Annotated in this window: 24 protein-coding genes and 1 tRNA gene; 13 read left to right on the top strand and 12 right to left on the bottom strand. The window is 54.3% G+C overall.

Annotation, left to right across the window (positions count from 1 at the left end; translation table 11 throughout):
• Nucleotides 1–252 precede the first annotated feature (252 nt).
• The 3 genes from ACP7IZ_RS02590 to ACP7IZ_RS02580 form a co-directional block, all read right to left on the bottom strand.
• Nucleotides 253–942 carry an invasion associated locus B family protein gene (locus tag ACP7IZ_RS02590; protein WP_426847722.1) on the bottom strand — a complete coding sequence of 230 codons (690 nt, stop codon included), beginning with the start codon at nucleotides 940–942 and terminating at the stop codon, nucleotides 253–255.
• A gap of 41 nt (nucleotides 943–983) precedes the next feature.
• Nucleotides 984–1361, bottom strand: coding sequence for a hypothetical protein (locus ACP7IZ_RS02585; RefSeq protein ID WP_006117042.1), 378 nt, complete (start codon nucleotides 1359–1361; stop codon nucleotides 984–986).
• Nucleotides 1362–1755: 394 nt separating this feature from the next.
• Nucleotides 1756–2961 carry a Hint domain-containing protein gene (locus ACP7IZ_RS02580; protein ID WP_426847720.1) on the bottom strand — a complete coding sequence of 402 codons (1206 nt, stop codon included), beginning with the start codon at nucleotides 2959–2961 and terminating at the stop codon, nucleotides 1756–1758.
• A gap of 442 nt (nucleotides 2962–3403) precedes the next feature.
• On the opposite strand from ACP7IZ_RS02580, the gene ACP7IZ_RS02575 reads away from it, so the two are divergent.
• Complete coding sequence (locus tag ACP7IZ_RS02575) at nucleotides 3404–4228, top strand: META domain-containing protein (protein ID WP_426847719.1); 825 nt, start codon at nucleotides 3404–3406, stop codon at nucleotides 4226–4228.
• A 252-nt stretch (nucleotides 4229–4480) separates the two neighbouring features.
• Nucleotides 4481–4981: a CHRD domain-containing protein gene (locus ACP7IZ_RS02570; RefSeq protein ID WP_426847718.1), complete on the top strand. Its 501-nt coding sequence runs from the start codon at nucleotides 4481–4483 to the stop codon at nucleotides 4979–4981.
• A 121-nt stretch (nucleotides 4982–5102) separates the two neighbouring features.
• Here ACP7IZ_RS02570 and ACP7IZ_RS02565 read toward each other — a convergent pair whose 3' ends face one another.
• From ACP7IZ_RS02565 to ACP7IZ_RS02555, 3 genes are all read right to left on the bottom strand, one after another.
• A complete protein-coding gene (locus ACP7IZ_RS02565) occupies nucleotides 5103–5534 on the bottom strand; it encodes a hypothetical protein (protein ID WP_426847717.1) in 432 nt (143 codons plus the stop codon).
• 110 nt (nucleotides 5535–5644) lie between these two features.
• The gene (locus ACP7IZ_RS02560; protein WP_426847716.1) at nucleotides 5645–6037 is read right to left on the bottom strand and encodes a DUF805 domain-containing protein; all 393 of its coding nucleotides are present in this window, start codon (nucleotides 6035–6037) and stop codon (nucleotides 5645–5647) included.
• 95 nt (nucleotides 6038–6132) lie between these two features.
• The gene (locus ACP7IZ_RS02555; RefSeq protein ID WP_426847715.1) at nucleotides 6133–7086 is read right to left on the bottom strand and encodes a hypothetical protein; all 954 of its coding nucleotides are present in this window, start codon (nucleotides 7084–7086) and stop codon (nucleotides 6133–6135) included.
• Nucleotides 7087–7328: 242 nt separating this feature from the next.
• Here ACP7IZ_RS02555 and ACP7IZ_RS02550 point away from each other — a divergent pair, with 242 nt between their 5' ends.
• Together ACP7IZ_RS02550 and ACP7IZ_RS02545 are read left to right on the top strand one after the other, a co-directional pair.
• Nucleotides 7329–8015 carry a YoaK family protein gene (locus ACP7IZ_RS02550; protein ID WP_426847714.1) on the top strand — a complete coding sequence of 229 codons (687 nt, stop codon included), beginning with the start codon at nucleotides 7329–7331 and terminating at the stop codon, nucleotides 8013–8015.
• Between the two features lie 32 nt (nucleotides 8016–8047).
• The gene (locus ACP7IZ_RS02545) at nucleotides 8048–8851 is read left to right on the top strand and encodes a hypothetical protein (RefSeq protein WP_426847713.1); all 804 of its coding nucleotides are present in this window, start codon (nucleotides 8048–8050) and stop codon (nucleotides 8849–8851) included.
• Nucleotides 8852–8919: 68 nt separating this feature from the next.
• On the opposite strand, the gene ACP7IZ_RS02540 is transcribed toward ACP7IZ_RS02545, so the two are convergent.
• Nucleotides 8920–9108 carry a hypothetical protein gene (locus tag ACP7IZ_RS02540; protein ID WP_003626200.1) on the bottom strand — a complete coding sequence of 63 codons (189 nt, stop codon included), beginning with the start codon at nucleotides 9106–9108 and terminating at the stop codon, nucleotides 8920–8922.
• A gap of 200 nt (nucleotides 9109–9308) precedes the next feature.
• On the opposite strand from ACP7IZ_RS02540, the gene ACP7IZ_RS02535 reads away from it, so the two are divergent.
• A complete protein-coding gene (locus tag ACP7IZ_RS02535) occupies nucleotides 9309–9551 on the top strand; it encodes a hypothetical protein (RefSeq protein ID WP_426847712.1) in 243 nt (80 codons plus the stop codon).
• Between the two features lie 114 nt (nucleotides 9552–9665).
• On the opposite strand, the gene ACP7IZ_RS02530 is transcribed toward ACP7IZ_RS02535, so the two are convergent.
• Together ACP7IZ_RS02530 and ACP7IZ_RS02525 are read right to left on the bottom strand one after the other, a co-directional pair.
• The gene (locus tag ACP7IZ_RS02530) at nucleotides 9666–10064 is read right to left on the bottom strand and encodes a hypothetical protein (RefSeq protein ID WP_426847711.1); all 399 of its coding nucleotides are present in this window, start codon (nucleotides 10062–10064) and stop codon (nucleotides 9666–9668) included.
• Between the two features lie 51 nt (nucleotides 10065–10115).
• Nucleotides 10116–10412 carry a YggT family protein gene (locus ACP7IZ_RS02525; RefSeq protein WP_020944560.1) on the bottom strand — a complete coding sequence of 99 codons (297 nt, stop codon included), beginning with the start codon at nucleotides 10410–10412 and terminating at the stop codon, nucleotides 10116–10118.
• Between the two features lie 135 nt (nucleotides 10413–10547).
• On the opposite strand from ACP7IZ_RS02525, the gene ACP7IZ_RS02520 reads away from it, so the two are divergent.
• Both ACP7IZ_RS02520 and ACP7IZ_RS02515 read left to right on the top strand, forming a co-directional pair.
• Nucleotides 10548–10623 (top strand) — tRNA-Ala (locus tag ACP7IZ_RS02520).
• A 450-nt stretch (nucleotides 10624–11073) separates the two neighbouring features.
• The gene (locus ACP7IZ_RS02515) at nucleotides 11074–12792 is read left to right on the top strand and encodes a Hint domain-containing protein (RefSeq protein ID WP_426847710.1); all 1719 of its coding nucleotides are present in this window, start codon (nucleotides 11074–11076) and stop codon (nucleotides 12790–12792) included.
• A gap of 99 nt (nucleotides 12793–12891) precedes the next feature.
• Here ACP7IZ_RS02515 and ACP7IZ_RS02510 read toward each other — a convergent pair whose 3' ends face one another.
• Entirely contained in the window at nucleotides 12892–13134 is a 243-nt protein-coding gene (locus ACP7IZ_RS02510) for a hypothetical protein (RefSeq protein ID WP_035351113.1), read from the bottom strand.
• A gap of 114 nt (nucleotides 13135–13248) precedes the next feature.
• Here ACP7IZ_RS02510 and ACP7IZ_RS02505 point away from each other — a divergent pair, with 114 nt between their 5' ends.
• Nucleotides 13249–13641 (top strand): hypothetical protein, encoded by a 393-nt coding sequence (locus tag ACP7IZ_RS02505; RefSeq protein ID WP_426847709.1) that lies wholly within the window; start codon nucleotides 13249–13251, stop codon nucleotides 13639–13641.
• A gap of 84 nt (nucleotides 13642–13725) precedes the next feature.
• On the opposite strand, the gene ACP7IZ_RS02500 is transcribed toward ACP7IZ_RS02505, so the two are convergent.
• Entirely contained in the window at nucleotides 13726–15405 is a 1680-nt protein-coding gene (locus ACP7IZ_RS02500; RefSeq protein WP_426847708.1) for a Hint domain-containing protein, read from the bottom strand.
• A gap of 323 nt (nucleotides 15406–15728) precedes the next feature.
• On the opposite strand from ACP7IZ_RS02500, the gene ACP7IZ_RS02495 reads away from it, so the two are divergent.
• Nucleotides 15729–15956 carry a hypothetical protein gene (locus tag ACP7IZ_RS02495; protein ID WP_426847707.1) on the top strand — a complete coding sequence of 76 codons (228 nt, stop codon included), beginning with the start codon at nucleotides 15729–15731 and terminating at the stop codon, nucleotides 15954–15956.
• A 14-nt stretch (nucleotides 15957–15970) separates the two neighbouring features.
• On the opposite strand, the gene ACP7IZ_RS02490 is transcribed toward ACP7IZ_RS02495, so the two are convergent.
• Nucleotides 15971–17068, bottom strand: coding sequence for a class I SAM-dependent methyltransferase (locus ACP7IZ_RS02490; protein ID WP_426847706.1), 1098 nt, complete (start codon nucleotides 17066–17068; stop codon nucleotides 15971–15973).
• A gap of 107 nt (nucleotides 17069–17175) precedes the next feature.
• On the opposite strand from ACP7IZ_RS02490, the gene ACP7IZ_RS02485 reads away from it, so the two are divergent.
• The 4 genes from ACP7IZ_RS02485 (at nucleotide 17176) to ACP7IZ_RS02470 (ending at nucleotide 22317) form a co-directional block, all read left to right on the top strand.
• On the top strand, nucleotides 17176–18252 hold the full coding sequence (locus ACP7IZ_RS02485; protein ID WP_426847705.1) for a glycosyltransferase family 61 protein: 1077 nt from the start codon (nucleotides 17176–17178) through the stop codon (nucleotides 18250–18252).
• Between the two features lie 105 nt (nucleotides 18253–18357).
• A complete protein-coding gene (locus ACP7IZ_RS02480) occupies nucleotides 18358–18819 on the top strand; it encodes a (2Fe-2S)-binding protein (protein ID WP_426847704.1) in 462 nt (153 codons plus the stop codon).
• Entirely contained in the window at nucleotides 18816–21008 is a 2193-nt protein-coding gene (locus tag ACP7IZ_RS02475) for a molybdopterin cofactor-binding domain-containing protein (protein ID WP_426847703.1), read from the top strand. Before ACP7IZ_RS02480 ends, ACP7IZ_RS02475 begins: the two co-directional genes overlap by 4 nt.
• Nucleotides 21009–21012: 4 nt before the next feature.
• On the top strand, nucleotides 21013–22317 hold the full coding sequence (locus tag ACP7IZ_RS02470; protein ID WP_426847702.1) for a c-type cytochrome: 1305 nt from the start codon (nucleotides 21013–21015) through the stop codon (nucleotides 22315–22317).
• Nucleotides 22318–22362 lie beyond the last annotated feature (45 nt).

The following is a 22362-nucleotide window of genomic DNA, read 5'->3' as shown; positions in this document are numbered from 1 at the left end:
GGCGCAGGCCCGGCTGTATCAGACCGAAAAATACGGCCCGATGTTTTATAAACTATCTTTTAATAATCAAGGTATTTGGCAACGCATGCCACCCGCAGCACAGTGCTGAACAGGGGCTAAAAATTGGCCTTGGCATGGCCGCCGCACGGCGTGCAAAGGGCCTGTTCTGGCCCCTTGCCGCGCAGAGAGAATATGGAGTGGCCGCTCTCTAAAATTTGCACATGAGAACAGATTGCAGTTGCAACTGTGGCGTTAAGGAGACACCCCGCCATCCTTACCGGCCCAGCCATCTGCGGTATCCAACGCCGGAGCCAACCCCTCCAGCGGGAAGTTTATGGTCAGCACACCTGCATCACGCTTAGACAACATCAGATGGCCCACTTTGCCACGGCGCAGGGCGTCCATCAGTTCCAGCGTAAAGGTGGCCAGCCCCAGGCAGCCCTTAGTATCGCAATATTGCCATTCCAGCGGCACGGGCGGCGCGTTATCCACCCCCAAAAAGGAATGTTTGCTAAGCGAAAGGCCAAGCGGCACCCGTACGATAATTCTGTATGGCGCATCAGACAGCCGCGCAGTGCTGTTGGGTGGCACGGCACGCGCAATTTGCATGCTGCCAATAATGCTGGTGACGTGGTGCTGGGTATCGTTTATCTGAAAATTCTGCTGCACGCCGCATACAAACGGCTTGCTGGTGGCGCTGTTAAAATTGCACTGCCAGCCCCAATGCTGGATAACCCCGCTTTTACGCTCTATTTGGCTCATACCCGCCTGCGCTGGGCCAACGGGGCCTTTATCATGCAGCGTATCCAGTAATGTTGTATCTTCTGAAGGAGATTTGCTGGCCGCCTGCGCTGGGCTGCATAGCAGCGCCGCCACAATGCCGCACGTGGCAAAAAGCCCCGCCCGCGCAAAATGCACTTTAAAAAAACGCTGCTGGGCCATGCTAAAACTCCTGTTGTTTCATTTAAGCTGCCCCACTGCCGTTATGGCACAGGCAAGGCAGCGTTGCACCGCACGTAGGATTCCTTATCCCTAAAGATAAACAGCACGTAGTAATCCAGCGCGCGGCCACGCCTGCGGGTGGTATGGGTGTAAAACGGAAACACATCCTGCGGGGGGCCGTATTCTGGCGGCAGGGGGTCACTCTCCAGCAGGGTTTCCACTCTAAACAATGGCACATAAATATGCACCGGGCCGGGGTTGCGCCGCACATGCCACAAATTACGCCGAAACTTGCGCAACCGGTCTGGCAGAATGAAGATCATGTTTTCTTCAATAAACCGCTCATCCGGCTGGGCGCGGCGCAGGTAGCGCGTATCTTCCGGCATATCGCAAAAAAAGTTGTAACCCTGTATTTTCATGCTTCTCTATGCACTTTCTTCGGGGTCATATCCGCTGGGTTGGGGCATGGGGTATCCTTTTGGTAACACCTTGTTCCTCTCCTCCCATACTGTGCACATGCATGCAACCAGAGCGCGTGCACGGCAGACCTTAGGCGTTACACGGCCCTGCGGCTGTTTGATTTGTGTATTTTTTGCTGTTTTAAGCGCGCAGATTACGCAAGCAGGGCAACTGCTGGATGGCCCGCAGCTTTAAGCTATCGCCCATCATACCCACACAATGTGCAGGATAACTTGGCCGCAACAACACGGCTTTTACAAAATACGTGCGCGCGGCGCAAACACGCCACATATTGGCGCAGAGTTATCATCTATAAAAAAACCCTGCCCCAAAATATGGAGCAGGGTGAGGTTATTAAGCCCGCAGCGCGGTTTCTTCTGGCATTTCAGCCCTGACAACATAAGGGCCAGCTTCTAGAATCTGGAGGGCAAGAAGTGCGCCTGTTCCCGGCTCTCTCTGGCCGAGGGGGAGGCAGGCATTTCCATCCGTCCAGCGCATGGGGTAAAACTCTACGTTATTCCATCCGTCCAGATTTTCATCGTGCAGATAAGATGTGATCGTGCGCGAAGTTGCCCCTTCGAAAATCCTGACATCCCCAACCAGAACCCCAAGATGGCGGCGATCATCTACAAATGGCCCTATTGCCTCATTACGGCGGCTGGCGTTGGAGCGGATGTAAACCGTTTCAATGCCTGCGGGGACCATAAAGAGAGCGTAATTTTTTTCCGTACGCAGGGGATAGATAACACGACCATTGCCCAATGACAGAGAGAGGCCACTTTCCTCTGTCAGAACTGGTGTTTCTGTGTGCAGCGGCAAGCCCATTTCTGCCGCACGTGCGCTGAACTCTTGAAATAATGGCTCAACAAAAGCGCGGGAGACATCAAGCGGTGCTGCGGCATCATCCCAAGTAAGCTGACGGCTGCGGGTTATGGAAAGCACATCACCATCCTGGCGGAAACTCTGCCGGTTTCCGGTATCCAGATAGCTTTCCGTTAAAACACCATCTGCGATGATAACGGCATGATCTTCGGTTTCAACGTGGTAATAATCGTAAGACGTGAAAGATTGATCGTAAAAGATGGACCGACCGTTTACGAGCATACGCGCAGGCACAAAGCGGCCGTTAAGAAACAGGCAATGTTCAGGGGTGATCAGCATATCCTTAAAAGGCACGCCATCTGCTATGGCGTCCTTAAGAATGCGCACCGGGTACCCGGCCATATCTACAGAAAGAAAAGGCTTTACAACGCAGGTTGATTTCCCAACCCAGGAAACCGTTTTCTGCTCTGTTTTACCGTTTACAAGCACATCGATCCGGTCACCAATAACCAGATTTTCAACCTTACACGTTGATCCATTCACTGAAATTTCTGTGCCCGCAAGGAAGCATGGGTCAAAATCGCGGTTCTGAAATGCCAGCGATGACCGTGTGCCATCGGTTCCTCTTATTTGCCAATGATTGTTACTTTGGCCGTATGAATCATTCACATAGGTATAGTTGGAGATATTAACATTTGCGTCTGTTAATAGAAAATATCCGCCCGCCGTATCACCCAATATGATTTGCGGTGAACCAGCCTTACCCCAAGTGAAATTATATGAATATGTTACACCGTTAATAGTGAAGCTTGTTGAACTATTAAAAGTGACTTCAACACTGTTTTGGACATCAGAAACAGTTGATGTTGAATTTACTGTTTTTATAGTTGCAAAGTTAAGTATATAAGTTCCTGAAGATGGAATGGTGCTTGTGGTAGCCATGGGGTACTCTTAAAGAATTGTTAAGAAAAAGTTAGAGTTAGGTATATATTATCTTATCTCAGTGTCAAATGATTCTGCACGCAGGCATATCCATTAACAATCCCGCACATCTGGCCCGGCTGGCATAGGTGCCCCTTAACAGTTCTGGCATAATGCGGCACAGATACACGCACGCGTTTTCCATCGCCCGGCGTGCCTGTGCTGCCAAGGGGCAACAGAAGTAGAAGGACACTTGGCCATGCGCTTTTCCGCCCCTTTTTCCCGCTCCGGCTTTTTTGCGCTGTGCGCTGCGGGCGCGGTGCTGGCTGGCTGTGCAGAACCCCGCACCACCACCACACCACAGGGCAAGGAAGCCCCGGTAGCCGCCACCGGCCCCAAAGATGTGTATGAAGCCCGCGGGAACGCACCCTTCTGGAACATGACACTGGCTGATGGCGCGCTTTCTGTTGAAACACCAGATGGCCCGCGCATGGCCCGCGTGATCCGCCACGCTTATTCTGAAGGTGGCACCCGGTATTACGAGGCATCGGACATAAAAGCCGCCCTTACCGCATCTACCTGCACAGACAACATGACCGGCCAAGTGTTTACAGATACCGTAACCCTTACAACCGCCACCAAAACCTTGCAGGGCTGCGGTGGCGCCCTTGTGCCCCCCACCAGTTTAAACAATACGCGCTGGGTGGTTACGGCTATGGATGGCCGCAAGCTGCGTGGCGGCAATTTTGTGCCCGACACAGATGACAGCGCCACGGATGAAAACCCCAACCCAGCCGCAGATATGTTTGCCCCCACGCTGGACATTAACGATACGGGCAAGATTTCTGGTTCCGATGGCTGCAACCGCTATGTGGGCGGGTTGGTGTTTGGGCCAAAGGGTAGCGTAAAAGCCACGCCTGCGGGCAGCATGAGCACGCGGATGGCCTGCCTTGGCAAACAGAATGACATTGCAAACACCTTTAGCCCATTGCTAAGCAGCGTAACCGGCTGGACAACAGATGGCACACACCTTGTGCTGCAAACCTCCGGCGGCAAAACCATCCGTTTGCGGCAGGTGTTCTAAGCCTTGCGCCTTGTGCCGCGCCACTTTGGGGCGGCGGGCAATTACAGCGGTTACGGCGGCGTGCTGGCCCCTTTATGTATCACGCGAGCGTGAGAGATTGCGGGCTACAACACAAGGCTGGCCAGCCCCATATTGGCGGCAAGTGGTGCAAATACGTGCCCTTGCCCGCCCTTTAGCGCAGGAACCTCTGCCAGAGCGGGCCGTTATAGGCCTATCGCACAGATGTTTTTATGTTTGAAAGGGCGCTTTCGTATGATTTCAGCCAGCAAAAAAGTGTTTCGCAAGGTGGCTTTGGGTGTCACGCTTGCGGTTACAGTGGTTCCGGCGGCTGTAAGTGCGCTGGTTTCCACCGCCCATGCTGAACGCAGCGAACGGTTTGGTGGTGATTTTACAGCCGAACACAACGCCACATCCCACCCAACTGGCAAGGTGGATGCGGTGTTTTTCCCTTCCACGCATGAGCTGCGCTACACCATTACGTGGGATGGGCTAAGCGGGGAGGTTACGGTGGCGCACTTTCATGGTCCGGCAGATCCGGGGCAGGAGGCAGACCATATGATCACCCTGAAAGGCCCGTTTAAAAGCCCGTTTTCTGGCACCGCCATTTTAACGGCAGAGCAGGAAAAAGCCCTGCATGATGGCAAGATGTACCTCAACCTGCACACCGCCGCCTACCCCAAAGGGGAAGCCCGCGCACAGCTAACATCTCCTTATAATGGAGACACAGAACACACAGACCCCAACCGCACCTAACAAGCGTTGCCCCCGCGCGCATAAAAAACGGCCCCGCTGCCTACACCCCGCATATGGGGCAAGGCAGCGGGGCCGTTTTGCATTTTAAGCCCAGATACTGGTGGGCATAAGCCGCAACATATTACAGGTGCTGTGCGCCTTCTGGCTGGGCTTCACCACCCTGCGGGGCACCGTTAGGCTGCTGGTTGGGCTGCATGGTGCCGGGGGTGGTGGAATGTTCTACATCATACGCCGTGGCTTTTTGCTGATACGTGCCCTTTGCGCCGGGGTGTTCCTTATCATACAGCGCGGCCTTGGCGCGGGCTTCCTTACGGTATTCGTGCCGGCGGTACATGCCCGCAGCACACCCCGCAGCCGCACCCAGCACACCATGATGGTTGGCCATATGGCCACCCACGGCACCAGCGGCGCCATACTTCAGGCAGCCGCCCGGTTCGCTGGCGTTTGCGGCGGTGCCAATGGTGGCAGCCATAAGGGTTGCTAGGCCAAGGGTTACAATCTTACGCATTCTTTTATCCGTCTTTTCTATGGCCTGCCGGTGTGGGGCAGGCATCTGCCAAACTTATATAGCAAATAGATATGGCAGCAGCTTTGTTCAACACCACCACACTAACCTGCAAACAGTGGCGGAATATGGGCCAAGGCAGAATACTGGGGCGTTTGCTATGCGGGCGGCCCATAGGCGTTGGGGCCTTGCGTACCTTTGGCGCATAAAAGGTAAATCCAATAACCCACGCCTATATATGGAAGAAAACATAAAACAGAAAACCAGCCGTTCCTGCCTAAATCATGATGCCTTCTGACCGAAGAGGAAATAACGGCGCATAAAAGAAACAGATACAGCACAAAAAGCACAGCATAAAACGCATACAAAGCTGTTGTGGCCACAGTTGAAGGATCTGCATATTTATAAAAAAGATACATAACGCCAACATGCGCAAGATATGTAAGTATAAATATAAGAACAACCCATGCGCTCCATATCCGATAATCGGAAACAGACAGGCGGCCTGTGTACTTAAAACTTTGTTTAAGCTGTTCTATCAAAACAGACACGCATCCCCCTTTTTAGCATGGCTTGCAACGCAAAAGCCCGCCAGCACGGCTGCCAGCGGGCCTGATGTGTGTGTGGGCGCTGTGGTGGGCGCGTATTACCGCACGGCTCCGGCCTGAGATGCCGCCTGACGGGCAAATTCGGCCTGTGCTGCGGCTTCTCGCGCTTCGGCCTTTTGCGCCACGTCATCCTGAATAGCCTGCTGCGAGGGCAGCGGCGTATAGGGCACTGGCTTGGGTGCTGGCGCGGGTGTGGGGGCCATAACAGCCGGTGGCGGAGCAGAGACAACCTGCGGCGCAGGGGCAGAAACCGCAGGGGCCGCCACATGCGGCGTGGCAGCCACAGCACGCGGGGCCACATAAGCCGGGGCAGATACAGCCGGGCGTGGTGTTGCCACACGCGCAACAGGGGCCGAAACCGCACGCGCTGGCGCTGTTATCTTGGGTGTGGCGGCCACACCTGCGGGAACAGCCGCCGCAGCGGCAACGGGGGCTGTGGCACGGATAGGCGGCGGGGGTTCAGACGGCCATCTTGGTTTTTCATCCGATGCCCGCTGGTTATCTATGCTTGGCGCGGCATCACCATTGCGGGCGGCCTTAAGCAGATCCGGCCCCATAAGGGCGGTGCGGGAGCATACGGCCTCACGCTGGTCTCGGTTTAGGGTGCGGGTATCAAACATCTGGTCTGGGCCAAGGCGCAGCATGCCAATGCCACCCCATGCGTAATCGGACGAATTGCGGACATCCGGCAGTTCTGCCAGTTCCCGGCCCAGCATGTTCACCGTGGTGTCTGTTATCAGCTTGTTGTGGTAGCAAAAATACATCAGCCCGCCCACATTGGCCGCATTTGTGCCCAATACGGTGGGTATGCCATCGTAATCCAAAATGCCGGGGGCGGCTGTGGCCACTGTCATGGGGGGTGGGCCGGGGCGCATCTTCATAATTTGCAGCCCGTAATGAGGGTTCTTCTCCGCCGCATAAGCCGCCGGGGGCGCGGCCAACAGGGCAGTGCAGGCCCCCAACGCCAGAAAAACAGGACGGAATCCCAACATCTACTTTGTTCCTTGCTTTGGTCTGGCCGCAGAATACGGAAAAACCCCACCTGCCAGCAAGGCCCGCCGCGCGTGCCATGCCGCATAAACTTGCGCATAGATGCCTGATATCCACACCTACGGCCACCCCATTGGCACGCAAATACAGCCTTACGGCCCTGTGAATGGCCTATATGCCACGCAGCGGGCACAAAGGCGGCGGGTGGATTTTGTGTAATGTTTTTGTATGCTGATGGATGAATATGGCCGAGCTTTCTTCTTCTTCCTCCGTGCGGGTTTCTGCGCGGCGCATTTTGGTGCTGGATCTTTTAGCCGGGTATGTGGATGCGCTGGGCTTTGTGTATCTGGGCGGGCTGTTTGCCTCCGCCATGACAGGCAACACAACCCATCTGGCCGCCGCCCTTGTTGGGGGCATCTGGCCGCATGCGCTGATGTTGCTGGAAATTTTAGGCACGTTTTTTGTGGTGGCCATGCTGGCTACTCTGGCACGGCTGCGCTGGCAGGCGGCCATTGGCATAGCCTGTGTGGGCGCGCTGCTGGGGGCCACGCAAATTGCCATGCTTACGCCGTGGCACCGCCCGCTGGCCCTTGTGCTGCTGCCCGCCCTTATGGCCGTGCAGGGTGAAACAATTGCCCGGTTTTCTGGCACCGCTATCCAAACCATTGTGATCACCAGCAACCTGCTGAAATGTGCCTCTGCGCTGGCTACATCACTGGCCGCGCGCTGGCCGGGCAGCACGGTTAAACCCCCGCCACCGGGGGCGGCTTTGTTGCCGGGGCTTTCCTGGTTGGGGTTTGCGGCTGGGGCACTGTGTGGCACCCTAGCCATGGCGTGGCATGTGCCGCTCCCCTTTATCTGGCCCCTGCCCTTGCTGATTTTACTGTATCTGGACATTGCCCGCGCCGAAGCCCACAACACACCGCCCTGAACACCACCCCACCCTTTTACGAACCAAGAGTAATGACCGGTCTGCCCTTTCCTTCCCTACCTGTTTCTGCCTCTGCTGCTTCTCTGTTTTATCGTGCACGTGGGCTTGCCGCGCTGGTGCTGCTGCCCGCGCTGGCAGGCTGCGGATATATAGATAGCCGCACCGCCCATAAGGGCCAGTTGGCCGTGATTGGCATGACAAATGAGGATTTACAGGCCTGCGCAGGTATTCCCGACAAAACGCAGAAGATAGATGAGCACACCACGGTTTATCAGTATGTGCGCTCGGTCAACATGCCTTCCACCAACGATTCCTCGCTGTTTCCGCTCCAGACATTTGTGAACATGACACAAACCACCTTTGGCGGTGCGGGCAAAACCTGCGTGGCCAGCCTGCGGATGGTGGATGGCCGTGTGTATGACCTGCATTACAGCGGCGATAATGACCGCATGATTGGCACGGATGGCGCGTGCTCTACGGTTGTAAAAGGCTGCATCCGCTCCCCCGTGGCCTCCACCAACCGGTTCCGGGATAGGTTAATTGGGTTTGGCCCGGTTTCGGCTTTTCATGAACCCAGCATAGAGGCCCAAAGGCAGGCCCTGCATTCGGCTTATGAGCAGCCAGAACCGCAACGTATCCTCAACCCACAGCCAGATTCTGCTGGTGCGCCCTCCTCCGCCGCCACGCCCGCAGCGCAGGCAGGCCCGGCAACACAGGCGGCTCCGGTTTCTCAAACGCTCACTGGCCCGCAGGCTGTGGCCGCCGCTTGGGCTGCCAAGGCGCAGGCCGCAACACCCGCTACGGGGGCGGCCCAAAACAGCAACGCCCAGCACTAAGGCCGGGCGCTTTATATATTATGTGGGCTGGGGGTATGTGCCCCCGGCCCAGCATATGTTCAGGGCGTTCAGGCCTTGCCGCGCGCGCCTTCCTGCAACTGGGCTTCCAGCTTACGCAGGCGTTCACCCAAAGCTTTTGCGTGTTCTGGCCGATCCTTCAGCGCAATATCGTATTCCCGTTTTACCTGTTCCATTTCACGGCTAATATCTGTGGCGGATGGCAGGTGGTGGGTATGGTTTTCTGTTTTTTCAGACATAAAAATCTTATCCTCGGTTACATAAGCCTGCTTTAAACATTGGGGCCGCCCCCGCAGCCTGCAACCCGCACAAAAGCAGACCAGCATTACCCGCCATAACGCCATGCCCAGATAGCGGTTGACCACACGGGGCAAAAGAGTAAGGGTGACGCTGTTTTGATTTGGCATGATTCCGGCGGAATCTGCGGGGCATTTGGTACATGAACATGGCACTGGCCCGGCAGCCTCTGTTTCCGACGGAACACTATAAAGGGGTTTTTGGGATGGGCATGTTTCTGTGCATTGCACTGTTGGGCCTGGATCTGATGTTGTATTTCCTGGGCATGAACGTTGCAGCTATGGGTTCTGCTGTGGTGGCTTTTCTTGTTCCGGTTGTCGTGATGTGCAGCTACAGCCTGATCCACATTGAAAAAGACCCCAACGCGTCTTCCTCTCATCACTAATACAGGCTGGCGGGCTTTTGCCTGCCATACTGCAAAAAAGCCGCCGCAGCCTTATTGGCCCCGGCGGCTTTTTTGTGCCCGCATGTGTGCGGTATGCCGTGTAAAGTGGCGGCCTTACTGCGCCGTGCGGGCCAGTTGTGCGTGGGTAAAGGCGCAGGCCCCATTATGATAGGGCGCGCAATTTTGTTCCTCGCTCCCTATCACGCCATGCGCCCCCATACGGAAGGTGATGCGGCATGATTGGCCGTTATATTCCGGATCTGTTGTAACCACCCATGTTGTGCCGTGGCGGGCGGCTGCGCCCTCGGCTGATCCGGCGCAGGTATCCCCCACGACCGAAACTTCGGCAAAGGTTTCATCCCCCGTTTGCACCAGTTTAAAGGTACCTTGGCCGCCTGCCATGCTGCCTGTGTACATTTGGGCGGATGTAGCGGGCGGTGTATCCTGCGCCAGCGCGGGTGTGGCGGCTATGGTGGCGCAAAACAGGCCCAATGTGCGAAAAAGATGCGGCATGGCGGTTGCTCCGTTTTTAACAAACCGGGCTAACGCCAGCCACCGTACGTTTTAATGATACATCAGCGCACGAAACAGGCTGACAAGCCCCGGCTGTAGCACATACTGGATAATCAGCAGCACCACCATTGGGCTAAAGTCCATGCCGCCCGGCATTGGCAGCATACGCCGCACGGGGGCCAGCACGGGTTCTGTTATCCGTTCCAGAAACACGCCTATTTTCCAGACAATCTGGTTGCGACTATCCAGAATGCCAAAGGCATACAGGTTTACAAAAATACAGGCTGCCAGAAGCACCCAACTATACAGTTCCAAAAGCCGCATCAGCAGCATGAAAACGAAAAACACGAACGCCAAATCCTGCCCTGCTGAAAAAACCGAACACACCCTTATGGCATGCCCGCATGTCTGCCATCAGGCGCCTACAATACAGCTTGACAGCAAATTGGTAAGCCCTATACACCCAAAAATCACGGAACAGGCGGGGCTGTAGCTCAGATGGGAGAGCGCCTCGTTCGCAATGAGGAGGTCAGGGGTTCGATTCCCCTCAGCTCCACCACCCTCCTGTTCAAGCCCTTGTTTTTATTGGGTTTTGTGGCGGAAAGTGTAAACTTTTTTCACAAAGTTTTCACACCCCCCTTTTTTCCATGCCCTTTTAGACCGTTCAGGCTTCGTGCTTCCTAACGTTTTCCATGCAGCCCACGTTCTACGGGGCCTTCTAATTGCGATGGAATCCGCCAAAAATAAAGAAAATTAATCGTATTTATAAGTAAATAACTATTTTTTATTAACTATCACAAAAATATCATCTCCCCTCACGTACCCTCTTCTTAACTCATGATTAAATCAGCACCGATTCACATACTTAAGTAAATGATTTTAAAGGGATTTAAATTATTATTTGTATAATGCTAACATTTTTTATTGATAATATTTTCCAATCTGGATAACATTTTTTAAGCAGACTACCCCTCAAAAATTACATCCTCAGAATAAACTGGACACAAAAATGACAACTACCCAATGGACCGGTAACAGCGGTGATGCCCTGTGGGATACATCTGGCAACTGGTCAGCCGGAACGCCGGATAAGACTAGTGATGTTGTTTTTGACAACACCAATGCAACAGGTCCTGTTACAGTCAATCTTGCTACAGGAACGTACCCAACCATTGCTTCCCTCAGCCTTACCCCCATTGGCGGCTTTTACCCCACAATAATAAATGGTAATTCCACAAGTACAGATACAACTTATTTAACAATAAATGGACCAACCACTGTAGCTGATGGATATCAGATTGAATTTGTCGGTGCCGTAAATACAACCATTACTGGCACTTTGACCGGAAATATCTATATAGATCAAAGCAGCACAGTTGTTCTTTATGGAGATGCTTCCGCTGGAAGAGTGGGGTTTGGAACAACAGCCGGCGCCCAGCACAATACGCTTCAAATTTCTAGCGCAAACTCTATTCCTTTAGATATTTCAGGCTTATCGGCTGATGATACAATTATATTTTCGTTTGATGTTGGAAGTGGCCAGCCAACATGGAGCGAGAACTCCGATGGCACCTATAATCTTACAGGTTCCAATGGCGTGACCATGCTGCAAAATGTCAGCTTCTACGATGGCTCTGGTCCTTCCCAAATGGTGTGGGACAGCTCTCAAGATATTCTAAACTGCTTTCTGGCTGACAGCATGATCCTCACTTCATCCGGTCTTCAGAAAGTTGAAGATATTCGGATTGGTGATGAAGTTATTGCCCATGTAGATGGTCAAGAAATTTCCCGCCCCGTTATTTGGGCTGGCAAAAAACACGCATCTGTTCGTGCTGATTTACCAGATGATGAGGCAGGATACCCGGTACGTATTACCAAAAATGCCATTGCAGATAACGTGCCTTACAAGGATATGCTCGTTACAGCCGAACATTGCCTGTTTTTTGATGGCAAGTTTGTACCGGCCCGTATGCTTGTAAATGGCGGCTCTATTTCTTATGATAAATCAATCACTTCTTATGATTATTATCATATCGAGACTGAAAACCATTCCGTTATCATGGCTGACGGCGTGCTCACAGAAAGCTATCTGGATACCGGCAATCGTTCTAGCTTTAAACAATCAGGTAACCTTGTTTCCATCGCACCGTCTCGGAACCTGACATGGAATGATGCGGCTGCACCGCTTGATGTCTCTCGTGCATTTGTGGAACCCCTGTTCCGGCAGCTTGAAGCACGCGCCAACCAAGCCGGTTACGCAGCGCCAACAGAAGCACCTGCCCTAACAAAAGAAGCAAATATACACCTTGTAACCGAAACAGGGGCCATTATTCGCCAGGTGCGTGAGCATAATGGCCACGTGATGTTCATGCTTCCACCAGGCGTAAAATCCGTGCGCATTATCTCCAACGCCAGCCGCCCGACTGATGTTTTTGGCCCCTTTGTAGATGACCGTCGTTACATGGGTGTAGCGGTTGCTGATGTGCGTCTCCTTTGCGCCCAACACCAATATGACATTACAGCCCACCTTCAGGCAGAAAAGCCGGAAGGCTGGCATGCTACAGATTGGGCCGATTGTGCATGGACGAATGGTGATGCAGTTCTGCCTCTGGGCAACCATCTGTCGGGCGATAAGGTGGGCATCCTTTCCCTGAACATTCGTGCTGCCGGGCCTTATCTTGCCCAAACACAGCACACAGCACAGTTGAAAAAAGCACACTCCGCTTAACGGTTTTAAACAGGCTCTATCTTTGCGGGTAGAGCCTGTTTGTACAATTAAAGCCCATCCGTTGCTTTTAAAAACGGCTGCGCCAATATCTCTGTGCTCTTACTGTAGGTGAGAAGCTGCGGGGGAGTGCTCTTTTACAATCTGGAGCGCTTCTGCCATTCCCGGAATTTCCACGCTGCCTGCACAAACTTTTTCCAGAGCTTCGCGCAGGTTTTGTAAACTTTGCGGGGGCAATCCGCTTACGGCAAGTTTCAAAACATCTTTCAGCCCTTCAACCTGCATATAAAGCTTTTGCGGGTCTAATTCGGTGCCTGTGAGCATACGGGCTTCATCATCAGTCATCTCAACCATCCTGTTGTGTCTTTTTTCCTGCCGCATCATGAACGCAGCTGGCTGCGGTATCAATGCAAAGGCTTACATCAATTTCCGCACAGGCGTGTCTATGTTAAGCGGTCAGTGTCTCTGAAAATTGTGTTGCTGGGCGGCATGATTGTTATGGCGCTTACGGTTGCAGCCATTATTTACCTGCTGGGCAATACGTTTCCGCCTTATGTGCTGGCTTTGCTGCTGGGCTTTTCTTCCGGTGCGGCCATAATCCCCTATACCATCATCAAGGAAGCCAATGCTGATGATGTAAAAGGCAGCGCCACAAGGGCCATTAACTTTTTGGTGTTTGTTATGAGCGCCATTGTCTCTCCGCTGTTTGCAATGTTCCTGCAACATCTGGGGCATGGGCGACCACTCAGCGGGGCGGATTTTACAAAAGGCTTTAGCTTTGGCTTGGCCGGTATTGTGCTGGCAGGCGCACTTACTTTTCTCCTGCATGAAACCGGGCAGAAAAAGCAGTAAACTGCGGGCTTTCCTTACCGCCATAATGTAAAAGGCCCTACCCTTTCAGGTAGAGCCTTTTGCACACATTCAGAACTGATAAAATCAGGCAGAACGCAGGTTTAATTCAGCAACTTCCTGATCTTCAACAAGATAAGGCCCAGCCGCCCGAATGGTCATGGTAAGAATGCCCATTTTGCCGTTGGTCAGATAGTTCCCCAGGGGCAGCACGGCATCACCATTGGTCCAGGCGCAATCTGTCCAATCTGTAGCGTGCCAGCCAGCGGGTTTTTCGGCCTGAAGATGTGCCGTAATGTTATGTGCCTTTGTGGCGCAGAAAAGACGCACATCTGCAACGGCCACACCCATATAGCGCCGATCATCCACAAACGGGCCAATCACATCTGCTGGGCGGCTTGCGCGGGAAACCACATGCACAAACTGTGTGCCAGAAGGCAGCATAAAGCTGTACTGCTGGGTTTCCTTGCGCAGGGGCCGCACAATAGCGCCGGTGTTTGTAACCAGATACAGGTCTGGATCTACCGTTGTTTCTGCTTTTTTGGCATGCGCAATATGGCCCGCAATATCACGCGCACGTGCATTTAAAACATGAAACAGGGGTTCAACAAAGGCACGTTCTACCGCCAGAGGGGCACCTGCATCATGCGCCCAGCTTTTGGCCTTACCACGCAGCGCAACAACCTTGCCAAGCTGGCGGAAGGTGGAACGGTTGCCGGTATCCAGATAGCTTTCTGTCTGCACGCCATCGGCAGTAATAACGGCGTGCTGCGCTGTTTCGATATGATAGTAATCGTAAGAGGTAATGGATTTATCGTAAAAAATGGATACGCCATTCACCAGCATACGGGCCGGTACAAACTTGCCATCAAAAAACAGGCAATGTTCGGCCGTAATCAGCATATCCTTGTACGGCACGCCGGGGGCAATGGCGTTTTCAAGAACGCGCACGGGCCAGCCTGCTTCATCATCCGCAAGATCAGCCTGCACATGTGCATGGGCTTTACCGGTCCACACAACCGGGCATGCCACATCTTTATGCTGCTGCCAGTCAAAGGTTACAACGTCATCACCAAGCTGGATGTCTTCAACCGCTTTTTCACCTTCGGGCGTGCGGATCATGCTGCCAGCCAAAAAGCAGGTAACGGTTACGGTGTCTCCGTTAAAGGAATAATCGTCCTTGCTATACCCATCAGCAAAGGTCACGTTCGCCAGAACTGTTCCGTCCTGATCCACAATTTCGTTGCCATTGCCGCTCCACTTTAGGCTTGTGGTTTCACCATTGGAAAACACAATCTGATCGCGCGGAGACAGGTTGTTAATTGTGAGCGTTCCACTGGACGCATAATTGTTCACAATTAACGTATTATACCCGCTGGAATCTGAGGGAGAGGCCCCGAAAGTAACAGCCGCCTTCAACGTGCCAACAGACAAGGTGCCACCGTTTGCAATGGTAACGGTGTTTCCTGTCAGGGTGCCATTTACTGCAAAGTTGGTCGATTCAACAGTGAAGGATGAGGCATTGTTCGTAACCGTATCGTTGATGGAAAGGTAACCATCACCGGTGAGCGTAACATTCCCTTCAATGGTCATGGTGGGGGAATGGAAGTTGGAATTTACAGTATCACCTTCAGTCCAACCCCCGTAATTATGCGCTACAACATTAACTGTAATTGCAGATGATGTTCCATCCAAAATAACATCGTCATTATCATAAGTAGTGGGAACGCCCCAATCCCCACTTGTATTTACAGTTACAGTTGTCATGCCCTTAATCCCTCATGTTATTATGATGTTACATATACAGCTAGAGAATCCATTTAGTATTTTTCTAACGTAAGTTCAATCAAAACGTTAGGGCATTGAGAACAAATTAACTATGTTGAAACATTCCTTTCCTTTTTGAAGGAGAATGATTATCATCTACGGTTAAATTTTGCGCTGTATATCGGCTATTCGCACCAGCTATCGCTTAAAAATGCTATTTGCCCGATTCTGTCTCTCATACTTGGTATGGTGGGGCATAAAGTGGGCTGTGCGCTACACATTGGTGCAAGCGCTTTTGCCCAGCACCAGCATAAGGACCACACATGATAAATGCGCCCGCCCCCACGCCAGAAGAAGACTGGACAGAGGAAGACCCAATAGACGCAGATATTGATGCACGCGTTGCGCAGGTTAATCAGGCTGCCGGGTTGCCGCCAGAACGCCCCTCACGCTTTGGGGCGTTTGTAACAATCGTGCTGCCGGTGCTGATAGCTGGCGCCTTGATGTTTACCATCTGCTGGCTGTATTTTTTCCCGATTTTTTTCCGTTAATCGGGCTGCGGCCTTTATTTGCGCCGCAGGCCAACCACCTTACGCAGCGGGGCTGTCAGCTTCCAGGATGAGGAAGCCCGCATGATCTCAACATCCCGCCGGGCCTGCTGCACTTCCTGCGCCAGATGTTCTTCGCGCAGGCTGCCGTAAAACTGCGGGCCCTGCTTTTTAACCCCTTCCAGCGTAGAACCCGCGCAAATCACCTTTTTGGTTTCGGGGCTTAATTCCGTGCAAAAAGGTTGCTGCATCATGTCTGGAATAGGGGCAGACAAAAAGTCATCCACCCGCATGTTGCCAAACTGGGCTTTGGCATCTTCTGGCAGGCCGTTCTTCCAATCCTCCATCATCCAGCGCAGGGCATGCACGGGGTGGAAATGGTCTTCTACAACGCAATACTGGATATCACACCATTTTTCAAAAAGGCTGATATTTCCTTCAGGCGTGGCGTTAAAGTAATGCGATGGATAGCCATGCACAGGCTGCAAGAACGGATAATCTATGCGCACAATGCCGCCGGGTTTGAGCACACGGCAGATTTCTGCTGCTACCTCCCACGGGCGTTTGGTGTGTTCCAGCGTGGCGGCACATAGCACAAAATCAAACTGGGCATCGGCAAAGGGCAGGTTTTCCCCCACACACACCACATCCGTGCTGAGTGCGGGAAACACATCCACATTCACCATCTGCTCGGTTACGGTATCACGCAGCCCGGCCCCTACATCCAAAAACATCCAATCCGGATGCTGCTTTTGCAGGCCCGCAATATAGCCGCCGTAATTATGGGCCGAAATGGGCGGAAAAGGCGGAATATGAAATTCCTGCCTTATGGCGTCTGTCATATAATTGGCGGGCTGGCCGTAGGTGCGCGGTGTTACGGGGTTCTGGCGGAAGGCAATGCGCTCCAGCTTGCGTTCGCGCATGGCGGCCACCAAATCCTGATTAGCAGCCTGCATACGCCCCTCGTGCTGGCCATGCTGGGCATAATGCTGGGGGGCAGAAAGCCCGCATGTGGCCACATCCGGGTTGGCTTGCCAGTAGGCCAGATCATCCGCTGGGGTTTTAAAAACTGGTGTTCTGATAACTGGCACTTCGTTATAGGAACCGTCTTGCATCCGCTCTACCTTGCATACTGTGCGCGCCAAAGTTCCGCCCTATTGCCTGAACCCAAGCCCCACCCCTATACTTGCCACACCCTTGCAAAACGCTAAAGCCCCCTGCCATGTCTGTGCTTCTTTCTACTTTTCCGTGTGTGTTTCAGGCCTCTGGAGGCCGGGGGTTAATTGAAACCTCATCCCGCATGGGCGGAAACTTTGCCTTTGGCGGCACGCTGCCCGATGGCGCCCACAGCCTGCTAACAGACTGGCACACAGATACACCCCCCATATACCGCTACAGCTTTGGCCCCGCGGTGTTTGACCCCGCCTTGGCCCTGTTTGCGTGGGAAGGCCGCCCCCTGCATGATACAGTTTATACCCAAGGGCTGGATGCGCTCAGGCGCTGGCATGCGGCCCCGGCCAGCACACCTGTAGAACAGCACAATTGCACCGCATGGGCGGGGTTTGACCACTGGAACACCAATTACTACCACTGGGTGGCGCATACGGTTCCGGCTCTTTACTATTTTCTTAAACACGCTGGGCAGAACGATGTGTTTTTGCTGCCCCCCCTTACCCCGTGGCAGGAGCAATTTGTAACATTGGCAGGGCTGGCGCCCGAACGGCGGCTGATAACCCAGCACGGCACACGTTATGCCTTTGCGCGCGTGGTTTATACAGATTTTGTGCGCGGCAAAACGGATTTTACAGCATCCCAAACAGCACTTGCCGCCTATGCGGCGTTACGCCGGGCCGCCAGCACCACACCCAAACGCGGGCGCTATCTGTTTTTGGAACGCGGAGAAGCCACAAACCGCCATATGCCTAACGAGGCCGAATTGGCCGAGGCCTTATCCACGCTCGGCTTTGCCCGTGTACGCCCCGAACGCCTGCCCGTAGCCCAGCAAATAGACCTGTTTGCACAAGCCGATATGGTGGTGGGCTTTTTGGGTGCGGGCCTTGCCAATGTGGCATGGTGCCAGCCCGGCACGCTGGTGTACGAACTGGTGCCCAGCCACCACCTTAACCCGTGTTTTCTGGCCATGTGTATTCAGGGTGGTTTGCAGTATTGGGCAGACAAGGTGGAAACCGGCGTTGCGCATGAGGACCACTACACACCCGCAAACCTGCCTCTGCCCGTAGGCAAGATTGTCAGCCACGCACAAACGCTGCTGCACTTCCGGCAAAAACAGGCTGGATAAATATCCGTGTCTGTATTCTTACATATATAATAAAGAGGATTCCGTTTCGTTCCCGCTCCGAAAGTGTTAGGCTGGTCTTTCCCCCGCCAGCTACAGGAGCCCCCTATGCCAACCCTTGTGATAAACGGCCAACCGCACAGCGTGGATGTTGATGCCGATACGCCGTTGCTCTGGGTTTTGCGCGATATTCTGGGCTTAAATGCCGCCAAGTTTGGCTGCGGCATTGCCCAGTGTGGGGCCTGCACCGTGTATGTAGATGGCAAGGCCGTACGCGCATGCAACCTGCCCGTTGGGCTGGTGGGAGAGCGCGCCATTACCACCCCGGAAGGCCTGGACATGGCAGACCCGATTGTGCGGGCTATCAAATCTGCGTGGGTGGCGCTGGATGTGGTGCAGTGCGGATACTGCCAGCCGGGGCAGGTTATGGCCGCCGTGGCCCTGCTACGCACCACCCCCAACCCCACGGATGAACAGATAGACAGCGCCATGTCTGGCAATATGTGCCGCTGTGGCACGTATATGCGTATTCGCGCAGCCATTCACCACGCAGCGGGAGAACTGGCATGAGCACACATTCCCCCTCATCCACCGCGCGGCTCCAAACAGGCCGCAGGCGCGTGCTGCAAGCGGGCGGCGCATTGTTGCTGGCAACACTGTGGCCCATGCCGCGTGGGCGGGCTGCTCAGGCCACGCAGGCAGGCACCGGCATGCTGGTAGAAGATGTTGCCACCCCTTTTGCCCCCAACGCGTTTATCCGTATTTCCGCAGATAATACCATTACCCTTATTTTGCCAAATATCGAGATGGGGCAAGGTATTTACACATCCTCCGTTATGCTGATGGCGGAAGAACTGGGGATAGATCCGTTTGCCGTGCAAATAGAGGCCGCGCCCCCCGGTGGCGGGGCGGAAATTACCGGCGGTTCTACCTCTACCATGACAGAATGGTTGCCGTTGCGCCAAGCCGGTGCGGCAGCACGCGCTATGCTGGTGCAGGCCGCGGCCACACGCTGGGGCGTTGCGCCAGAAAGCTGCACAACCGCCAATGGGGCCGTTATGCACCCGCCTTCTGGCCGCACCGTGCCGTTTGGCGATGTGGCCGAAGATGCCGCCAAATTGCCTGTGCCCAAAGAACCAAAACTCAAAGATGCAGGCAATTACACACTTATTGGCCGCAAACATCATCGGTTGGATAGCCAGATCAAGGTAGATGGCACCGCCCGCTTTGGCATGGATGTGCAGGTGCCGGGCATGAAAATTGGCACCGTGGCCGCCTGCCCCGTGCAAGGTGGCACCGTGCGCAGCATGAACCGCAATGCCGCTTTGGCCGTAAACGGCGTGCAGGCCGTGCTGGTAACGGATAATAAAGATACCGTATGCGTGGTCGCCAGCCATTACTGGGCTGCCCGCAAAGGGTTAAAAGCCCTGAACCTGCAATGGGATTTTGGAAAAAATGCAGCCATTACCACCCAAACCATTTATGATGATCTGCACGCAGGGCTAAACGGCCCGGCCATTGTGGCCAACGCCAAGGCAGATGCGCCGGGTATCATTGGCCAATCCGGCACCACCTATACGGCCACCTATCAGCAGCCCCTGTTGGCGCATTCCCCCATGGAACCCATAAACTGCACCGCCCATGTGCGGCCAGATGGGTGCGATGTATGGGCAGGCACACAGGTAGCCGAACGTGCGCGAGATACAGCAGCAGAAATAACCGGCCTGCCCGCCAGCAAAATTACAGTGCACAGCCAGTATATTGGTGGCGGCTTTGGCCGCAGGCTGGAGCACGAATACGTAACCCAGTGCGTGCAGTTTGCAAAACAGGTGCCCTACCCGCTGAAAATTATCTGGAGCCGGGAAGAAGATATTACCAAAGATAGGTATCGCCCGGCTTATGTAGATAAACTCACTGCCGCGCTGGATGAAAAAGGGCATATCACCGCACTGCAACATCGCATTGTTGGCCCAGCAGTTGTGGCGCGGTGGGACCCGCCAGAACTCACAAAGGATGGGTATGATGATGACCTCTCCCTTGCCACGGTGGTTACGCCCTACACCTACCCCGCGTATCGGCTGGAATTTGCCCGGCGCGAGGCCCCCGGCATTACCACCGCATGGTGGCGCGGTGTAGGTGGCACACGCGGCCTGTTTGTGGTGGAAGGATTTATAGATGAGCTGGCCGCCCGCGCGGGGGCAGATCCGGTAGCTTATCGGCGCGCCATGGTGCAAAACAACCCACGTGCGCTGGCAGTGCTGGAACGCGCCGCCGCAGATGCAGGCTGGAGCACGCCTGTGCCCAAAGGTCGGGCACGCGGTGTGGCCTTGCAGTTTGCTTTTGGGTCTTACATGGCCAGCATTGCAGAAATTGAAATGCCCAGCCCGGATGAAGTGATTATCCACCGCGTAACTGCTGCGGTGGATTGCGGGCAGGTTATCAACCCAGACCAAGTGATTGCACAAATAGAAGGCGGCCTGATTTTTGGCTTTTCCGCCGCCCTGTATAATGAGATCACGCTGGAAAACGGGCGTGTGCAACAGCAAAACTTCAACACATGGCGCGTAATGCGCATGAACGAGGCCCCGCGCCGCATTGATGTGGTGGTGATGCCCAGCAAGGAAGACCCCGGCGGTATTGGTGAGGTTGGCACAGCCGCGGCCGCCCCGCTGCTGGCTAACGCCATGGCAGCCGCACGGGGGCACCGTTACCGCACCCTGCCCCTGCTTTCTGCCCGCAATACGGAAGGGAAAGAGTAAGACCATGAAACATGATTTTTCTTTTCCATCCGTTAAGCGTGTTTCCTTTTCTGCCAAAAGTGCTGCGGCAACTGTGCTGCTGGCAACCTTATGCCTGCCCACACATGCTGCCCATGCCAATGCCGCCGAGGAAGGCACACCCGGCAGCACGCCCGTAGAACGCGGGCAGTACCTTACCCGCGCATCGGATTGCGAGGTCTGCCACACGGCACCCGGCGGTATGCCGTATGCTGGCGGCCGGGCGTTTAAGTTACCGGGCATGGGGGTGGTATATTCCACCAACATTACAGCAGATAAGCAGCACGGCGTGGGCGCGTGGAGTGATGCGGAATTTGTTGCTGCCGTAAAGCAGGGTGTTTCCCCCGGCGGCAAGCACCTTTACCCTGCCATGCCCTACCCTGCCTATGCGCGCCTGAGTGATCAGGATGTGCGGGATATTCGGGCTTATATGGCCACATTGCCCACATCTGCCAGCACCCCGCCAGAAAACAAGCTGCGTTTTCCTTTTTCCATACGCAGTTTGATGATTTTCTGGAACATCGTGAACGGTCCGGCCTCTGCCTACCCAGATGACACCACAAAATCCGCCCAGTGGAACCGTGGCCGCTGGCTGGTGGAAGGCGCAGGCCATTGTGCAGATTGCCACAGCCCACGCACGCTTACCTTTGGGCTTTCCACCAGCAAGGCATTTGGCGGCAATATGCTAAATGGCTGGCGCATCTATAACATCTCGTCCGATACCAAAACCGGTATTGGCGGCTGGACAGATGCCGAACTGGCGCAATACCTTTCCACCGGCCATGCAGATGGCCACGGCACGGCATCTGGCGATATGGCAGATGTTATTGGCCACAGCCTGCGTTACCTTACCCCTGCGGATATTCAGGCTATGGTGGCTTATCTGCGCAGCACAAAACCTGTTAGCACACCGCAGGATTCTGTAACCTTCCGCAACACAGCCAGTGGTGATGCCAGCCTGCCGCAAAACAGCCGTGGCGCACGGCTTTATGCCTCGGCCTGTGCGGGCTGCCATTTGCCAGATGGCACAGGGCGGCAAAGCAGCTTTGCCAGCATTGCGGGCGGCAGATCACTGGGGGCAGATAATGGCCGTAACCTGATACAGGTTTTGGTAAATGGCACCGGCCTGCAAACGGCAACGGGCGTGCAGATTATGCCGCACTTTACGGGGGGCGGTTTAAGCAACCGCGATCTTGCAGATATTACCGCGTTTGTAATGACACACTTTACCACCGCCCAACCGCATGATCTGGAAAAACAGATTGAACAGACCATAAAAGATCGGGACTAAATCTTTCCTGAAAACAAAAAAAACGTGCCGGGTGCGCTCTGCCCC

It is taken from the genome of Acetobacter sp. AAB5 (assembly GCF_050106715.1).
Classification (GTDB): Bacteria; Pseudomonadota; Alphaproteobacteria; order Acetobacterales; family Acetobacteraceae; genus Acetobacter; species Acetobacter oryzifermentans.
Note: the sequence above shows the minus strand (reverse complement) of the source record. Positions and strands in the feature narration are given on the sequence as shown.

Bases quoted from the DNA above. Each gene is read 5' to 3' on its own strand.
- ACP7IZ_RS02485 (WP_426847705.1), top strand. From the start codon at position 17,176: ATGTCTGTGCTTCTTTCTACTTTTCCGTGTGTGTTTCAGGCCTCTGGA.
- ACP7IZ_RS02495 (WP_426847707.1), top strand. From the start codon at position 15,729: ATGATAAATGCGCCCGCCCCCACGCCAGAAGAAGACTGGACAGAGGAA.
- ACP7IZ_RS02555 (WP_426847715.1), bottom strand. From the start codon at position 7,086: ATGTTGGGATTCCGTCCTGTTTTTCTGGCGTTGGGGGCCTGCACTGCC.
- ACP7IZ_RS02590 (WP_426847722.1), bottom strand. From the start codon at position 942: ATGGCCCAGCAGCGTTTTTTTAAAGTGCATTTTGCGCGGGCGGGGCTT.
- ACP7IZ_RS02540 (WP_003626200.1), bottom strand. From the start codon at position 9,108: ATGTCTGAAAAAACAGAAAACCATACCCACCACCTGCCATCCGCCACA.
- ACP7IZ_RS02510 (WP_035351113.1), bottom strand. From the start codon at position 13,134: ATGACTGATGATGAAGCCCGTATGCTCACAGGCACCGAATTAGACCCG.
- ACP7IZ_RS02545 (WP_426847713.1), top strand. From the start codon at position 8,048: ATGACCGGTCTGCCCTTTCCTTCCCTACCTGTTTCTGCCTCTGCTGCT.
- ACP7IZ_RS02575 (WP_426847719.1), top strand. From the start codon at position 3,404: ATGCGCTTTTCCGCCCCTTTTTCCCGCTCCGGCTTTTTTGCGCTGTGC.
- ACP7IZ_RS02500 (WP_426847708.1), bottom strand. From the start codon at position 15,405: ATGACAACTGTAACTGTAAATACAAGTGGGGATTGGGGCGTTCCCACT.
- ACP7IZ_RS02490 (WP_426847706.1), bottom strand. From the start codon at position 17,068: ATGCAAGACGGTTCCTATAACGAAGTGCCAGTTATCAGAACACCAGTT.
- ACP7IZ_RS02475 (WP_426847703.1), top strand. From the start codon at position 18,816: ATGAGCACACATTCCCCCTCATCCACCGCGCGGCTCCAAACAGGCCGC.
- ACP7IZ_RS02585 (WP_006117042.1), bottom strand. From the start codon at position 1,361: ATGAAAATACAGGGTTACAACTTTTTTTGCGATATGCCGGAAGATACG.
- ACP7IZ_RS02550 (WP_426847714.1), top strand. From the start codon at position 7,329: ATGGCCGAGCTTTCTTCTTCTTCCTCCGTGCGGGTTTCTGCGCGGCGC.
- ACP7IZ_RS02570 (WP_426847718.1), top strand. From the start codon at position 4,481: ATGATTTCAGCCAGCAAAAAAGTGTTTCGCAAGGTGGCTTTGGGTGTC.
- ACP7IZ_RS02530 (WP_426847711.1), bottom strand. From the start codon at position 10,064: ATGCCGCATCTTTTTCGCACATTGGGCCTGTTTTGCGCCACCATAGCC.
- ACP7IZ_RS02565 (WP_426847717.1), bottom strand. From the start codon at position 5,534: ATGCCTGCCCCACACCGGCAGGCCATAGAAAAGACGGATAAAAGAATG.
- ACP7IZ_RS02515 (WP_426847710.1), top strand. From the start codon at position 11,074: ATGACAACTACCCAATGGACCGGTAACAGCGGTGATGCCCTGTGGGAT.
- ACP7IZ_RS02480 (WP_426847704.1), top strand. From the start codon at position 18,358: ATGCCAACCCTTGTGATAAACGGCCAACCGCACAGCGTGGATGTTGAT.
- ACP7IZ_RS02535 (WP_426847712.1), top strand. From the start codon at position 9,309: ATGAACATGGCACTGGCCCGGCAGCCTCTGTTTCCGACGGAACACTAT.
- ACP7IZ_RS02470 (WP_426847702.1), top strand. From the start codon at position 21,013: ATGAAACATGATTTTTCTTTTCCATCCGTTAAGCGTGTTTCCTTTTCT.